15 protein-coding genes are annotated in these 14,874 nt (G+C 28.1%); 11 read left to right on the forward strand and 4 right to left on the reverse strand.

Annotated elements, in window-relative coordinates; all coding sequences use genetic code 11:
• Positions 1-41: 41 nt before the first annotated feature.
• A complete protein-coding gene (locus OWK30_RS05880) occupies positions 42-425 on the reverse strand; it encodes a response regulator (protein ID WP_423324498.1) in 384 nt (127 codons plus the stop codon).
• 298 nt (positions 426-723) lie between these two features.
• On the opposite strand from OWK30_RS05880, the gene OWK30_RS05885 reads away from it, so the two are divergent.
• The 11 genes from OWK30_RS05885 (at position 724) to OWK30_RS05935 (ending at position 12,175) form a co-directional block, all read left to right on the forward strand.
• Positions 724-1,503, forward strand: coding sequence for a ParA family protein (locus OWK30_RS05885; protein WP_423324500.1), 780 nt, complete (start codon positions 724-726; stop codon positions 1,501-1,503).
• Between the two features lie 97 nt (positions 1,504-1,600).
• Positions 1,601-3,535, forward strand: a complete 1,935-nt coding sequence (locus OWK30_RS05890; protein WP_423324502.1) for a methyl-accepting chemotaxis protein — start codon at positions 1,601-1,603, stop codon at positions 3,533-3,535.
• Between the two features lie 30 nt (positions 3,536-3,565).
• A complete protein-coding gene (locus OWK30_RS05895; RefSeq protein WP_423324504.1) occupies positions 3,566-5,062 on the forward strand; it encodes a chemotaxis protein CheW in 1,497 nt (498 codons plus the stop codon).
• Between the two features lie 37 nt (positions 5,063-5,099).
• Positions 5,100-6,164 (forward strand): protein-glutamate methylesterase/protein-glutamine glutaminase, encoded by a 1,065-nt coding sequence (locus OWK30_RS05900; protein WP_423324506.1) that lies wholly within the window; start codon positions 5,100-5,102, stop codon positions 6,162-6,164.
• Positions 6,165-6,225: 61 nt separating this feature from the next.
• Positions 6,226-6,510, forward strand: a complete 285-nt coding sequence (locus OWK30_RS05905) for an STAS domain-containing protein (RefSeq protein ID WP_423324508.1) — start codon at positions 6,226-6,228, stop codon at positions 6,508-6,510.
• A gap of 15 nt (positions 6,511-6,525) precedes the next feature.
• Positions 6,526-6,894 (forward strand): response regulator, encoded by a 369-nt coding sequence (locus OWK30_RS05910; RefSeq protein WP_423324510.1) that lies wholly within the window; start codon positions 6,526-6,528, stop codon positions 6,892-6,894.
• Between the two features lie 84 nt (positions 6,895-6,978).
• Positions 6,979-8,055 carry a HEAT repeat domain-containing protein gene (locus OWK30_RS05915; protein WP_423324512.1) on the forward strand — a complete coding sequence of 359 codons (1,077 nt, stop codon included), beginning with the start codon at positions 6,979-6,981 and terminating at the stop codon, positions 8,053-8,055.
• Complete coding sequence (locus OWK30_RS05920; protein ID WP_423324514.1) at positions 8,052-8,207, forward strand: hypothetical protein; 156 nt, start codon at positions 8,052-8,054, stop codon at positions 8,205-8,207. The genes OWK30_RS05915 and OWK30_RS05920 overlap by 4 nt, the downstream gene beginning before the upstream one ends.
• Positions 8,208-8,253: 46 nt before the next feature.
• A complete protein-coding gene (locus OWK30_RS05925; RefSeq protein WP_423324516.1) occupies positions 8,254-8,883 on the forward strand; it encodes a CheR family methyltransferase in 630 nt (209 codons plus the stop codon).
• A 3-nt stretch (positions 8,884-8,886) separates the two neighbouring features.
• On the forward strand, positions 8,887-9,255 hold the full coding sequence (locus OWK30_RS05930; RefSeq protein WP_423324518.1) for a response regulator transcription factor: 369 nt from the start codon (positions 8,887-8,889) through the stop codon (positions 9,253-9,255).
• A 52-nt stretch (positions 9,256-9,307) separates the two neighbouring features.
• Positions 9,308-12,175 carry a chemotaxis protein CheA gene (locus OWK30_RS05935; protein WP_423324520.1) on the forward strand — a complete coding sequence of 956 codons (2,868 nt, stop codon included), beginning with the start codon at positions 9,308-9,310 and terminating at the stop codon, positions 12,173-12,175.
• A gap of 64 nt (positions 12,176-12,239) precedes the next feature.
• Here OWK30_RS05935 and OWK30_RS05940 read toward each other — a convergent pair whose 3' ends face one another.
• The 3 genes from OWK30_RS05940 to OWK30_RS05950 form a co-directional block, all read right to left on the reverse strand.
• Entirely contained in the window at positions 12,240-13,715 is a 1,476-nt protein-coding gene (locus tag OWK30_RS05940; protein WP_423324522.1) for a hypothetical protein, read from the reverse strand.
• The gene (locus tag OWK30_RS05945) at positions 13,690-14,082 is read right to left on the reverse strand and encodes a response regulator (protein WP_423324524.1); all 393 of its coding nucleotides are present in this window, start codon (positions 14,080-14,082) and stop codon (positions 13,690-13,692) included. The genes OWK30_RS05940 and OWK30_RS05945 overlap by 26 nt, the downstream gene beginning before the upstream one ends.
• A 140-nt stretch (positions 14,083-14,222) precedes the next feature.
• The gene (locus OWK30_RS05950; protein WP_423324526.1) at positions 14,223-14,864 is read right to left on the reverse strand and encodes an ATP-binding protein; all 642 of its coding nucleotides are present in this window, start codon (positions 14,862-14,864) and stop codon (positions 14,223-14,225) included.
• Positions 14,865-14,874: the final 10 nt, after the last annotated feature.

Genomic DNA, 14,874 nt, shown 5'->3' on the forward strand with positions numbered 1-14,874 from the left:
ATTTTCTAATATAATTCCTCAACAACGCATTGTCAAACACTTTAACTATTACTCAACACATTTAACACATAATGAACCAATATATCTGGATTTACAGGCTTTTCTAAAATAACTGAGACATCAGTTTTATCGCTTTTAAGTTTATCTATTGTGTCTAAATCTGCTGTTAACATAATAATAGGTAACTTTTTATAATCATAGAGCTTTCTTATTCGGTCAACAAATTCAAAACCATCCATTTTCGGCATATTAGCATCCAAAATTATAACATCAATTTTCTTATCAAGCTTTTTAAGCCCATCAAAACCATTTTCAGCTTCTATAATATTAGCATTATAACTTTCAAGTATATCCTTAACAATTATCCTGTTCATTAAATTATCATCTATTATCATTATATTATAATTATTCAGATTATAGTTCATTTCTTTATAAATCCATATTTACACACAATTACATTTATTTTATAATAATAGAAATAAAAAAAAAAAAATCAACAAATAAAAAACTATCAAGCATAGTTCATAATAACGTATTTAAAATCTGATTTGTCCTGTTGAAAACAATACATGGTACATGCTAAAAACTATAGTAATCGAATATTAGTAACTAAGTTTAATAATTCATTATACACAACAGTAAACATTATTAACCCTTTTTCCAAATAAACTTTAAAAAAATGATAACTTGACTTTTATTTTTAAACAAATAAAGTTCTAAACAATGGACACATATGTAATTACATTTGCAAATAAAAAAGGTGGTAGTGGGAAAACAACTGTTACTTTAAATATAGGAGCTATCTTAGGAGAGAGAGGATATAAAGTATTATTGATAGATCTCGACCCACAGGCCCATCTATCTTATTGGAGTGGAATAGATTTCAATAAAGATTTCTACTCAATTTATGACTGTTTATTAGATAAATGTCCAATTTCTGAAACAATATATACTCCAAGGCATAGATTGTATAATATTATTCCAATATCAAATAAGTTTGATAAAAATATTATTTCCGCATTGATAAACATGAAAAACTCCGAATTTAGATTAAAAAGAAAACTCTTAAACTATAAAAGAAAATATGATTATATACTTATAGATACATCTCCTACTCTTGCATTAATGACATTAAATGCTTTAATAGCATCAAACTTTGTAATAGTACCGGTTATACTAAATTTTTTAGCAATAGAAGGATTTTCTCAGCTAATGAGTAACTTATACAATATTAATAAACTTTATAACCCTTATCTTCAATTACTAGGAATTATCCCAAACCAGTTTGACATCAGAAGTAATCATGCCAAAAAAATGCTTTCAGATATTTCGGAAAATTTTGATAAAAAAATAATATTTCCTAAACTGCGAAATGATATAAAGCTAGCTGAAGCACCAGAATACAGACTCCCAATAAATTTATATGCTAAGAAAAGCAAAGCAAATATGGATTTTAATCTAATTGTTGACTACTTATTAGATGTTTTAAAACAATACTCTTAAAAAAAAGTTAAAGTATTTTTACTTTTATCCGAAGTATGATATATAATTTAGAAAAGTATTTTACTTTATACCACACAAAATTTATATGGAGGTTTGAATGAAAAAATTAGCAAAACCTAGTGACAAAAAAAGTACGCTATCTAAGAAAAAAACTATCAGTGATTCCACTATAAATAAAGAAGCAAGAAATGTAGCTAAAGAAAGGGCAAAAGCTAGGATACTAGCAAGGCAACAACAATTATCAGAAAGAATTGCAACAGCTTCAGAACAACTATCAGCCGCAGTTGAAGAATCAATGGCTGCTGCTGAACAACTTTTAAAAAATATGGAGCAAATTTCAGCAGGTGCTGAAGAATCAAGTGGCGCATGCGAAGAAGCAAGAGCAGGTGCAGTACAAATAGATAAATCTGTCATTGTTATAACAGATAAAACTGAAAAAATTATATCTGATATCGAAGAAAATCAAAAAATACTGACAAGTGCTGTTGCAAATATCCAAGAATTATTAAAAGGAATTAATGAAAGTGTAGAAGCTGGTAAAGAAACAATAATAATGATAAATGAACTTAATAAAAAATCTAATGAAATTGGTAATATTGTGCAGGCTGTTGTAAGGATTGCAGACCAAACAAACTTGTTAGCACTCAATGCTGCTATCGAAGCAGCAAGAGCTGGAGAACATGGAAAAGGGTTTGCTGTAGTAGCAGATGAAGTCAGAAACTTAGCTGAAGTCTCTGGTAAAAGTGCAAATGATATTAAAGACGTTGTCAGTAATATCCAAAGATCGGTGAGCGAAGTAGTCAAAGAAATTGACGAGTCCGGGAAAACAGCAGAATTGCTAGCAGAAAGTGGTAATTCAGTTTCAGAATCATTAAATGAATTGATTACAGCATTTCAACAAATGATAGATGCAGGAAATAACCTAAAAAAAATAGCTGAACAATTAAAAGTTAATTCAAAAAAAATGTTGGAAATGATGGAGCAAGTTGCCACTGCTTCTGAGCAAATTTCAGCTGCATGTGAAGAATCAAGAAAAGCGACAGAAGAGCAAGTTAAAGCCTTTGAAGAAATATCTGTAGCAGCAAATGAATTATCTGAGATGGCAGACGATTTAAAAAATTCTACAGATGCAAACAAGTCGTCAGATGAATTGGTAGCAGCAGCTCATCAATTATCAGCAAACATTGAACAATCAGCTGCAGCTGCACAAGAAATGGCTGAAGGTATTGAACAAATAAAAGAAGGAGCTTCTCTACAAGCAGAAACAGTTGGAGAAGCGCTGGAAGTAACTGAAGAAGCTTTAAAAAGCATAAAGCAAGCTAAAACCGATGCTGAAATATTAATTAAAAACATAAAAAATAGTATGGATCTTTTAAATAAAAATAACGAAAAAATCATTGGTTTAGAGAATGGTATAGAAAAATTTATGGTAATAAATAATGAATCATTTAAGAAAATAAAAGAACTTGAAACTTATACCAAAAAAATTGATAAAATAGTAGATTCTATTTCAACTGTTACTATACAAACAAATATGCTTGCTGTTAGTGGCTCCATTGAAGCTGCAAGAGCTGGTGATTATGGTAAAGGTTTTTCTGTAGTTGCCAGCGATATTAGAGTTTTAGCCAATGAGTCTGCTGAAAATGCTGATAAAATAAAAGATATGGTTAAAGAACTTCAAGAGCAAGTTACTTTAAGTCTACTAAATGTTGAACGTTCTACAAAAATTGCAAAAGGTGAAGTCCTAAAAGCAAAATCAACAAATGAATCACTTAAAGCAGCATCTGACTCACTTATTATATTAAATGATGACGCCATAGATATTGAAAAACTAATTGACCAATCAGTTACTGCTTTAGAGCAAGCAAAAGTTGGGGTTGAACAAATAGGGTCAGGTGCAGAAGAAGCTGCTCAAGCCGTCCAAGAAGCCGCAACGGCATCTGAACAACAAGCTAAAGGGCTCGAAGAACTATCTCGTGCAATTGAAGAAATAACAAGTATTGCAGAAGAAATGCAAGCTGACATGATTTAATAAAATTTGAAACTCTTATTAGAGGTGCATATGATAAATGAATTCAACCAAATAATTTCTTTTAACATAAAAGGTGAAATTTATGGTGTAAATGCAGACTGTGTAAATGGAATAATTCGAGTCCCTGAGTATACTAAGGTACCTAAAACTTCTCCTGAATTACTTGGAATTATTAATTTAAGAGGTGAAATAACACCAATTATAGATTTAGCTTTAAAATTAGGCTATGAAGAACCAGTAAATATTACTGAAAATTCTAGGTCTATTATCGTAGAATATAATAACGAAAAAGTAGCAATAACTGTTGAAGAAGTAAAATCTGTTATTAGCAAAGATGCTTTTGAATCTGAAGATTTACCACCAGTTATTGATTCAAAACGTGAAAAAAAGTATATTAGCAGAGTTATAAAAATTAAAAAAGATAACTCTCTCGTTCAATTACTTGATATCGAAAAAATGATGGATATTGATTGCCAGATAGATAAATCAAGTTCTTTTAACAATCAGCAACAACAAAAAAAAGAAGAAACTGATATCCAACACATTGAAGAAGAAAAATTTATAAGTTTTTGGATTGAAGATGTTGAATATGCTGTAAAAATTGACCAAATCAGAGAAATTTTAAGATATCAAGACATCACTGAAGTTCCTGGTTTACCTAATTACTTTTTGGGTCTTTTGCCGTTAAGAAATGAAACTATCCCCGTAATTTCAGCAAGAAAACTATTTAAAAAAAATGATAAAGACTTAACTGATGATACGAGAATTTTAGTTTTAGAAATTAACAACATGAAAATTGGGCTTCTTGTAGACAAAGTCAGTGAGGTTTTATCTGTTGAAAAAAAATATATTGAAGATATTTCAGGACTATTCTCCCATACAAACACAAAAGAAGTCAATAGTGTAATAAAACTTGATAAAGGAAAAAGAATATTACTAATTCTAGATTCGAAAAGAATTTTCAATGAAGAAGAACTAACTAATATTATAAGTAAAATCAGTGAAAATCAAAATGAGGGAGAAAAATCAATGGAAAATTTATTAGAAACAAAACCTGATGACATAGTGCAAGTAGTTACATTTAAAGTAGAAAATGAAATTTATGGATTTTATATTGAAATGGTTCAAGAAATTAATAGATACACCAATATTACAAAAGTACCAAAAACTCCAAAATTTATTGATGGAATAATTAATTTACGCGGCGAAGTAATACCTTTAGTGGATATTCGTAAAAGATTTGATTTAGAACCTAAGGAAAGAGATGAATTTACAAGATTGATTATTGTAAATATAGATGATTTAAAAGTAGGGTTTATTGTTGATTCTGTAGAAGAGGTTTTAAGAATTTCTAAAGATAAAATAGACAATGTACCAGCAGTTCTCTCAGCCTCTATAGATAGTAATTTCATCACCAATGTGGTAAAAGACCAAAACAAAATGATAATGATTTTAAACGCTCAAAAAATGTTTAGTATAGAAGAATATAAAAAACTTGAAAAAATTAAAGAATCCAGAAATATATAATAAATAAGTGTGCTTTTAAAAAATTTATGAGGGACATATGAGTAAAATTAAAGTCTTAGTTGTTGATGATTCAGCTTTAATGAGAAAAAAAATTAAAGAAATGTTAGAAACTGACTCAGAAATTGAAGTGACAGGTATTGCTAGAAATGGTGAAGATTGTATTACAAAAGCAAAAGAGCTTAATCCGGATGTTATAACACTTGATGTAAATATGCCAATAATGGATGGAATAACAGCATTGAAAATACTTGTAGAAGAAGAAATTTGTCCTGTAATTATGGTAAGTTCCCTCACTCAAAAAGATGCAGAAATAACATTTGAAGCTCTAGAAATAGGAGCTTTTGATTTTGTCCCAAAGCCTGGCGGTACAATTTCATTGAACATAGACCAAATTAGAGATGATCTAATAAGAAAAGTCAAAGCAGCCGTAAAAGGAAAATTTAAAACTCTAAAACGTAAAGTCGATAAGACTAAAAGATCTATTGTAAAAAGTAGATTTTTCAAAAAAAGTGATCCCAAATTAGGATTTAAAGCTGTATGTATAGGCATATCAACAGGTGGACCAAAAACAATTTTTGATGTATTACCTCATCTACCAAAAGATATTAATGCAGCTATTTTCTTAGTCCAACACATGCCACCTGGTTTTACAGCTTCTTTTGCCAAAAGACTCGATAATTATTGTGAGATAAAAGTGAAGGAAGCTGAGGCTGGAGATATAGTTGAACCAGGCATATGTTACTTAGGTAAAGGTGGATATCATTTAACCATCTTTCAACGACTAAACAAAAATATCGTACTTAGATTACCCAACAAGCCAGAACATCTTTTTAAACCTAGTGTAGATGTTATGATGGACTCTGTTGCTAATACCTTTCAATCTGACACAATTGGAGTGTTAATGACAGGGATGGGAGATGATGGTGCTGATGGTATGGTGAAAATAAAAAAACTAGGTGGTTATACCATAGCAGAAAGTGAAGAAACTGCAATTGTATTTGGTATGCCAGCAGAAGCAATTAAAAGAGGTGGAGCAGATATTGTGCTTCCTAGTTATGAAATTGCTGGTGAGATTATTAGAGCATTAGAGCAAGGATGCTAAGCTTATAGTTTAACCTTGAGACATATTTCTTTATAAACTCAATTATGAGGAGCGTGTCAACATGAAAGTTGAAGAATTAAAAACGAAAATCAAAGTTACTTTCCCTGATGAATGCGAAATTTTTGTTGTAGAGAAAGCAAAAGAAAAATTATTAAAATCATTAGATAACGAGAAATTGATTGAAATTGATTTAACTAAAATAAAGAGTATTGATACAACATTTGTTCAGCTAATTTTAAGTTATCTAAAAACACTAAAAAATGAAGAAAAGAAATATAATATAAAAGGTATATCAGAAAAGGCTATTCAGGTTTTTGAGTTATATGGAATTAATTTGAATGATTAATATTGGGAGGTTTTAATGACTAAAAAAATTTTGGTTGTAGATGACGCTGTAACGATGAGACGGTTGGTAACAGCAACACTAAAATCAGCAGGTTTTGAAGTTGTAGATGCTGCAAATGGTAAAGAAGCATTAATGAAACTTGAAAAAGATAGATTCAACCTGATAATTACAGATTTAAATATGCCTATAATGGACGGAATAACTTTTATTAAAGAAGTAAAAAAGAATCCTAGACATAAATTTACTCCAATAGTTATGTTAACCACTGAATCAGGTGCAGACAAAAAAGATGAAGGAAGAAAAGCAGGAGCCAAGGCCTGGATAGTTAAACCCTTTAAACCAAACGATTTACTTGGAGTTGTAAAAAAAATTGTACCTTTTTAATAGTGTTACTGAGTAAATATTAAAGGTAAAGTGATAATCAGTTTTTTTCGAATATAAATATTTATCATTGCTTTTGGAGGCTTTATGGATGTAAATGACATTAAAAGAAAACTTAAAAGTGAAGATGAAAATGAAAGAATTTTTGCATTACAAGATGTATTAATTGAAAATATATCAGATCTTGTACCTGAAGTTGTAAAGTTGGTTGAAAATGACAGTTCTCAAATTGTAAAAGAAACAGCTGTTGATGTTTTAAAAAACATAAATATTGCCAATTACTATGAATATATATCAAAAATGTTTGAATCCACAGATGCTTACGTAAGAAATGCTGCTATTGAAATTTTTGGAGCTAAAGGTGAGGAAGTAGTTCCATATCTAACATCAATAATGGATCATAAAAACAAAGAAATAAGAAAATTAATTCTTGATAGTCTTGTTGCCACAGGATCAGAATATGCTTATCCTGCTCTCGAAGCAGCTCTTAATGATCATGCATCGAATGTTAAAATCACAGCAGTTGAGTATATTGGTACATTGCAACACACAAATGCAAAAAATAAAATCTTAGATATTTTCCTTAAAGCTGAAGAACCAATGCTTAAAATCGCCTGCCTTGAAACATTGACGAATATTGGAGATAAAGAAACTGTAAACAGTGTTTTGAACTATTTTGATTTAAATGAAGGAAAAATTGATAATTTTTATAAACCTTTCATTTTTAAAATGATTGGATATCATGGTGATTGCACTCATATTGATAATTTATTAAACTATTTGAATTACAAAAATTTATCATTTATTAGAGAAATTTTAGGTGCATTAAATAAGCTAATAAAAAGATGTAAGATATTAAGTATTCCAAAAGAAGCAATCTCTTTTTTGAAAAAGATCATAAATAGTAATGACTCAGATATCGAAACTAAAGTGGAAATAGTTAATATTTTATCATCTCTTCAATTTGACAATAAAGAAAAATTCTTTGAAGACCTATGCGATAATAAAGATAAAGAATTAGTTATGATCGCATTTGATGTATTGTTTAGTTTAAATAAGGAAAAAGCCATAAAATTGTTAAATAAAAAAATCAAAGTATCAACTTCAGATGAAAAAGAAGTACTATTAAACATAAAAGAGGAATTGATGGGTGAAAAAAAATGATAGCAATATCTACCTCTGAGCTAAAAGATTTAATAAATTTAATTTACAAAAAAACAGGTATCAAATTTGAAGAAAAAAAACTTTATTTTATTTCAAAACGTATCGAAAAAAGAATGGAAAAAAAGGGTTGTACCTCAGTCAGAGAATATTAGATATTTAAAATTTAGAGATAAAAGTGGAGATGAATTCCAAGAATTAATGAATTTACTTACTATTAATGAAACATATTTTTTTAGAGAGTTCCCTACATTACAAGCATTTGCCGAACATTGTTTACCTAAAGTAATTGATAACAAAAAAAAATCAGTAAATAACAAAATAAATATATGGTCTGCAGGATGTTCTACAGGAGAAGAACCTTATACACTTGCCATAATATGCAAAGAAATGATTGATAATTTTGAAGAATGGGAAGTAAGAATACTAGCAACAGATATAGATAAAACTGCATTATCACGTGCTAAAATTGGTAGATATAGCAATAGAAGTATAAGTAAAGTGCCTGAAGAATATTTTGAAAAATATTTTTATTACGACAATGGTTTTTACTGTATTGCTGATGAGATTAAAACACTTGTTACATTTGAACATTTAAATTTGATGGATACTTTAGCTTTGCGGAAAAAACGCGGATTTGACTTTATATTCTGCAGAAACGTTCTAATTTATTTTGATGAAATATCAAGAAGACAGGTAGTAAATCATTTTTATATGGCATTGAACAAAGGAGGTTATATTTTTCTAGGTCATAGTGAGTCTGTTGGAAGAATTACCTCAGCATTTAAGCTCAAAAAATATGGAGAACATCTTGTTTACATTAAGGAGTGAAAGATGAAATTAAAAATTTTGGTAGTAGATGATTCAGACCTTGTAAGACATTTTCATTCCAACATTTTAAAAGCAAGCGGTTTTGATACTGACACTGCTGTTGATGGTATGGATGCCTTAGAAAAAGCTTTAGCCAATAACTATTCATTAATTTTGTCAGACTTAAATATGCCAAAAATGGATGGATTAACTTTTATAAAAGAACTGAGAAAAGCTGGTAATGAAACTCCTGTAGTAATTATTACAACTCAAGAAGAAAATGAAAATAGAATTGCAGGACTCAAAGCAGGGGCAAATCTTTATATCGTAAAACCAGTAAAACCACAAGACCTTATTACAAATGTAAAAATGTTATTGGGAATATTATCTTAAATTGCATTAGTATGACGTAAACTATCATAGTTGTTGTTGTTAGGAGGACAACATGAGTGAATTTAATATGGAAGAATTTGCAAGAGCATTTTTAGAAGAAGCAACCGAGTTATTAGAACAAGCTAACAATGATGTTTTGAAAATAGAAAGCAACCCAGACAACGAAACTTTAAATTCATTATTTAGAGCAATACATACAATAAAAGGAAGTGCTGGCGGTTTTGGATTTGATGAAATCTCAAATTTTAGCCATCATTTAGAAACATTGTTGGATAAAATGAGATCAAATGAAGTGGAAATTACTCCTGGAGTTATTGATATAATTTTAGAAGGTCTAGACATAATTTCTGAAATGATCAGTGCTGCAAAAGATAATAAAGAATACAACTTAAATCAAACTGATATTATAGAAAATATAAATAAAATCTTGAAAAAAGATAATATTGAAGATTTCAGAGAAAAAGAACCGGCGTTAGAAGAAAAAAAATATGATATAACAGTAAATAATATTAGTGACAATAGAATTAAAGATTTTCTACTTACAAATAAAAATATTGAATCTCCTTGTTATCAAGTCAAACTAGCAATAGATAGTGAATTTTTAGAAAATGGTTACGATCCTTTAGCATTTATTATAAATTTAAAAAAAGAATCAAAAAAAATGTTAGTTATAACAGATACAGATGTTATTCCAGAGTTAAATGAATTTGATCCATTAAATCTTTATATCAATCCTGTTATTTATACTTTTACAGATTTGAACAAAAATGAAATTAAGGATATGTTTTTTGATCCTGAATGTGTTAAAGTTGATATTATATCTTTACAATATGAAGAAGAGAAAAAATTTGATGATGGAAATCTTGTTAACTTTGAAGGGCTTGACAAAGATTTGTTAATAGAACTACAAGACAGTATTGAGGATTATTTCAGTTCAATCGAAAACATTATTATTACTTTAGAAAAGGAAAAAAATATAGATAAAGCCAAGATAAATGAACTTTTTAGAGTTTTTCACAATATAAAAGGTGATGCTGGTTACGTAGGATTTAATTTCATTGAAAATTACGCTCATATGATTGAAAATATTCTAGAAATGTTTAGAAAAGAAGAGCTTGCTTTTGATGAAAAAGCAACAGACTTAATTTTAAAAAGTATTGATGAAATAAGGCTTGTTTTGAACCATGCCATCAATGGTAAGCAAATAGTGATTCCAGCAAATTATAGATATTTAGAAAAACTATCTAACACATTAGAAAAAGATTCAGCAAAATCTTCAGATATTGAAGGTATTGATATCTTCTTACAACAAACTGAACAAATGATGGAAATTATAAATCTTGCCACTGAAGGTGAAACAATAGATAAGAACATGTTAATTCGAGGAATTACTGGATTAAAAAATGCTGCATCATTCATGAAATTTTCAGACTTACTTAATTTAATAGAAAAATTAGACGAAAAACTAAAGAATAACCAAGACATAAAAGAAGATATTACAACCATTAAAGACTATTTAAACAAACTCAACTCACCACCAAAAAAACTTGGTGAAATTTTAATTGATGAAGGTGCTATCACAGAAAATGATTTAAAAGAAGCATTACAAGAACAAAAGCCAATAGGAGAAATATTAGTCGATAAAGGTAAAGTTGATAAAGAAAAAGTTGAAATTGCATTGAAGAAACAGAAAGTTATGGAAGAATCGTATAAAAAGAAAACTAGTGATATCGGATCAATTCAAAAACATTTTGAATCAAAAACAATGAAAATCGATCAAACAAAAATAGACAAATTCACTAATACAATTGGTGAAATGATAGTTGCAAAAAATAGTTATGAATACCTTGTTAACAAACTAGCCAAAAATTATAATTTACCAACAAACATAATAAAAGAATTTAAGGATAATGTTTATTTGATATCAAGAATTGCTCAAGATCTTCAATCTGATATAATGTCTTTAAGAATGATTCCAGTAAAACAAATCTTTCAGAAATTCCCTCGAGTTATTAGAGATATTTCAAGAAAACATGGGAAAAAAATAGACCTTATTATAACAGGAGAAGATACAGAAATTGACAAAAAAGTCGCTGATTTACTAAATGACCCTTTGATACATATTGTTAGAAATTCCTGCGACCATGGGATAGAAACACCTGAAGAAAGAGTTTCTAAAAACAAACCTGAGGTAGGTACGCTTGTATTAAAAGCTTTTCAAGAAGGTAGTTTTGTATACATTGAAGTTAGTGATGATGGCCGAGGAATAGATAAAGATAAAGTTTATAAAAAAGCATTAGAAAAAGGACTTATTTCACCAGATGAAACTCTAACAGATGATGAAATCATAAATCTTATCTTTAAACCAGGTTTTTCTACAGCTGCAAAAGTAACAGATGTCTCTGGCCGTGGTGTTGGAATGGATGTTGTCAGAACATCTATCGAATCTCTTGGAGGAAGTATTGATATTAAAACAAAAAAAGATGAAGGAACAAGGATAATTTTAAAGATACCTATGACCATCGGAGTCTCCACTGCTTTATTGATAGATAATAACGAAGAACAATATGCCATACCGATCGAAGATATTATTGAAACATTAAAGGTTTCAGCAGAAGAGATAAGAGATTTACATTATGGCTATGGTATTTATTACAGAAATCATGTTTTGCCGATATATTCTTTATCTGAAATTTTGGGAGAAGAAAAAACAAATTTTAAAGGCGAAATTAGTATAATAGTTTTAAAAACAGAAAACAGACAATTTGGTTTAATCGTAGACAACTATAACAATATCATCGATATTGCAGTAAAACCTGTTCCTAAATATTTATCTCACTTATCATATATAGGAGGTATTACAATTTTAGGTAGTGGTAAAGCTGTTATTCTTATTAACCCAAATAAACTTATAAATTAACCATTTAAAGAACAACACGCTATACGTAAAAACACTGAACGATATATTGTACAGTATTAAAATATCAAAAAAATTCTACTTGAGATAAATCTTCTTCGTTTGCTTTAATTTGGTATATATCATTCTCAGTATATCCTTTTATAAACTCATTAGATGATCTAATACTGTCAGTTATATTGTCATTAATTCTATTAAGTTCGTTATTGAAATATTGTATCATATCTATAAGAATATTTTTTATTTCCTTTTCATATTGTTCAAAAAGTTTACTATAATCCTTTCTATGGAATATAGCTTTTAATTCTTTCAACTGACTTTCTAATTCGTTATTACTTTCTACTAAATCATTAATTTTCTTATCAACATTCATTTTTTCATAATCAGAATAAGATGATCTACTTTTTTCCAAAATAACATCAATTTCATCACTCAGTTGTTTCCAAATATTTATAGTACTAAAAAGAATCTCAATAAGTTCTTGTAGTTTATTATGGGTTTTGTTCATTGAATCTACCAGACTATATAATGAATCGTTACCAATTTTAGCTATTTCAATAGAAGTAACTACAATTAAGATGTTAAAAGATTTACTAAATTTCTTCAAATCTAAAATATTACTTTGAGTTATCATTAACGTTTTTGATACTTCATTTATATTTTTAGATATGTCATTTATAATATTAAATAAGTGATCACTCTCTTTAAAAGTTTCACTAAAAATCCTCTCTGTTATAACAGTCTTACTAAGAATATTTTGGGTGTCAGAATTTAGATTATAAATATATGAACTCAACTCATCCTTGATGTTACCTAAGATTTCGACAATATCATCTTTAATACCGTTTAAAATTTCAACAGATCTTTCAAAAATCTTTAACTTTCTTCCCTGTTGATAAGAAGATTCATCTTTATAATCTAAATTGCTCAATGCTTCCTCTATTTTAGCAATTTGCTGGACAAAAATATCATGAAACTGTGAATATTCTATTAATTTTGATACATCTGTAATAATAGGTATATTTTCGATCTTCTTTATATTATCTTCATCAATAAATTGAAAATTATCTTGCACAGAATCCAATATTTTCAGTGTGTTTGTAAAATCTTCATATATTTTGTTAAAATTATCTCCTACTTCTTTTAACAAAAATTTTGCCTTATCAGAGTGCTTTTTTATCTCTTTACTAATATATGCAATAGTTGCTCCTTTTTCACCTAAATTCAATGTTTTACATATAGTGTTATATGACAGTATTTCTAAATCATCCGTAATTCCCATAAAAGTAGAAGTAGCAATTTCTATATCTTTTTTCAGTTTATTAATATCAATTTCACTTACTTTCTCCATTAATGATTTTTGAATTTCTTTTATTATATTAGATAAATCAGATACAAAATGATTAATATTTGAATCAATATAATTATTTAGCTCCACTATCTTTTTAAATTTCTTATCATTATAAGTTATTATTTCGCTTATCAAAGCAACTATTTCTGTAAAAATATTATTTATGCTATTTACTAATCCTTGAAAACTCATACTTTAACCCTTTTAAAATATCTATTAATTTAGATTTGTTTATTGGTTTATAAACAATCTTATCAAAACCAATAGATTTTAAGCTACTCTCCTGAACTATATCTGCCGTAAAAGCAATAAATTTTAATCTCTTATTACTACACATAGATTTAATGTCATCTAATAAACTCTCCCCCCTTTCTCCATTTTCTAATACAAGATCTATAAAAACAGCGTCAGGAATATCTTCTTCACATTCAACATTTTTTAACTCATTTCTGGCTTTAGCAGCCGATAAAAAAACTTTGTATTTGACGCCCAGTTCTTCACAAACAAATTTAAAAAACATAGTATGTAGCGTATTATCATCAATTAACCACACATACATTCCAACTACCCTCGATATTTCATATACTTAAAAATCAATTTAATCTATTTCACATGTTTAAATTCAAACAAACTTAACGTATATTATAAAATAATACAATGCGTTAACTTTATCAATAACCAATATAATATTTTTAACCACTATACAACAATATGATCATAATTTATAGTAACTGAAATATTCTTTTTTGCTATACTACTTGTTATCTTTATTCCTAATTTTTCAGCTATTCTCCTCACAACTTTTAATCCTAACCCGGAACCACTGACACCAAACCTATCAGTTTTAACTGGAAACTCAAAAACAGAACTATACCGTTCACCAATATTTATCAGCTCATTCCTTATAATAATCAAGTTATCACTAATATTAATTTCCATGCTTCTACCATGCCTATATGCATTAACCATCAAATTATACAGTAAAGTATCAAAAAGTCTTTTATTAGTAGAAATTGAAATATTCTTCATTTTTCCATCAGAGTCATCAATTGTTAAAAACTCTTTATTTACTAAATAGTTATTCATTAAGTCAGAATTAACACTTTTAAAACTCTTGCATAAAGGAAATACTTCCTTTTGACTTTTTTCATCAAATTTATCTAAAAAAACCATTATTCTTGAGTTACAGAGTAAATCCAAACAAACAGAAATATTATAACACATTTGCATTGTTATTTCATCATTTAAAAATCTAAGTTTTATAATTTCTCTAATAGGATTTAAAAAATTAACTCCATCATGATAAATTTTTCTAATTAAATCATTTGAATTAAAACACATAAAAACCTCA

Origin of the sequence: Deferribacter abyssi, from assembly GCF_049472655.1 — a bacterium.
Classification (GTDB): domain Bacteria; phylum Chrysiogenota; class Deferribacteres; order Deferribacterales; family Deferribacteraceae; genus Deferribacter; species Deferribacter abyssi.

What these genes read in the sequence shown, in the direction of transcription:
- OWK30_RS05880 (WP_423324498.1), bottom strand. Translation starts at nt 425, where the DNA reads ATGAACTATAATCTGAATAATTATAATATAATGATAATAGATGATAAT.
- OWK30_RS05885 (WP_423324500.1), top strand. Translation starts at nt 724, where the DNA reads ATGGACACATATGTAATTACATTTGCAAATAAAAAAGGTGGTAGTGGG.
- OWK30_RS05890 (WP_423324502.1), top strand. Translation starts at nt 1,601, where the DNA reads ATGAAAAAATTAGCAAAACCTAGTGACAAAAAAAGTACGCTATCTAAG.
- OWK30_RS05895 (WP_423324504.1), top strand. Translation starts at nt 3,566, where the DNA reads ATGATAAATGAATTCAACCAAATAATTTCTTTTAACATAAAAGGTGAA.
- OWK30_RS05900 (WP_423324506.1), top strand. Translation starts at nt 5,100, where the DNA reads ATGAGTAAAATTAAAGTCTTAGTTGTTGATGATTCAGCTTTAATGAGA.
- OWK30_RS05905 (WP_423324508.1), top strand. Translation starts at nt 6,226, where the DNA reads ATGAAAGTTGAAGAATTAAAAACGAAAATCAAAGTTACTTTCCCTGAT.
- OWK30_RS05910 (WP_423324510.1), top strand. Translation starts at nt 6,526, where the DNA reads ATGACTAAAAAAATTTTGGTTGTAGATGACGCTGTAACGATGAGACGG.
- OWK30_RS05915 (WP_423324512.1), top strand. Translation starts at nt 6,979, where the DNA reads ATGGATGTAAATGACATTAAAAGAAAACTTAAAAGTGAAGATGAAAAT.
- OWK30_RS05920 (WP_423324514.1), top strand. Translation starts at nt 8,052, where the DNA reads ATGATAGCAATATCTACCTCTGAGCTAAAAGATTTAATAAATTTAATT.
- OWK30_RS05925 (WP_423324516.1), top strand. Translation starts at nt 8,254, where the DNA reads ATGAATTTACTTACTATTAATGAAACATATTTTTTTAGAGAGTTCCCT.
- OWK30_RS05930 (WP_423324518.1), top strand. Translation starts at nt 8,887, where the DNA reads ATGAAATTAAAAATTTTGGTAGTAGATGATTCAGACCTTGTAAGACAT.
- OWK30_RS05935 (WP_423324520.1), top strand. Translation starts at nt 9,308, where the DNA reads ATGAGTGAATTTAATATGGAAGAATTTGCAAGAGCATTTTTAGAAGAA.
- OWK30_RS05940 (WP_423324522.1), bottom strand. Translation starts at nt 13,715, where the DNA reads ATGAGTTTTCAAGGATTAGTAAATAGCATAAATAATATTTTTACAGAA.
- OWK30_RS05945 (WP_423324524.1), bottom strand. Translation starts at nt 14,082, where the DNA reads ATGTATGTGTGGTTAATTGATGATAATACGCTACATACTATGTTTTTT.
- OWK30_RS05950 (WP_423324526.1), bottom strand. Translation starts at nt 14,864, where the DNA reads ATGTGTTTTAATTCAAATGATTTAATTAGAAAAATTTATCATGATGGA.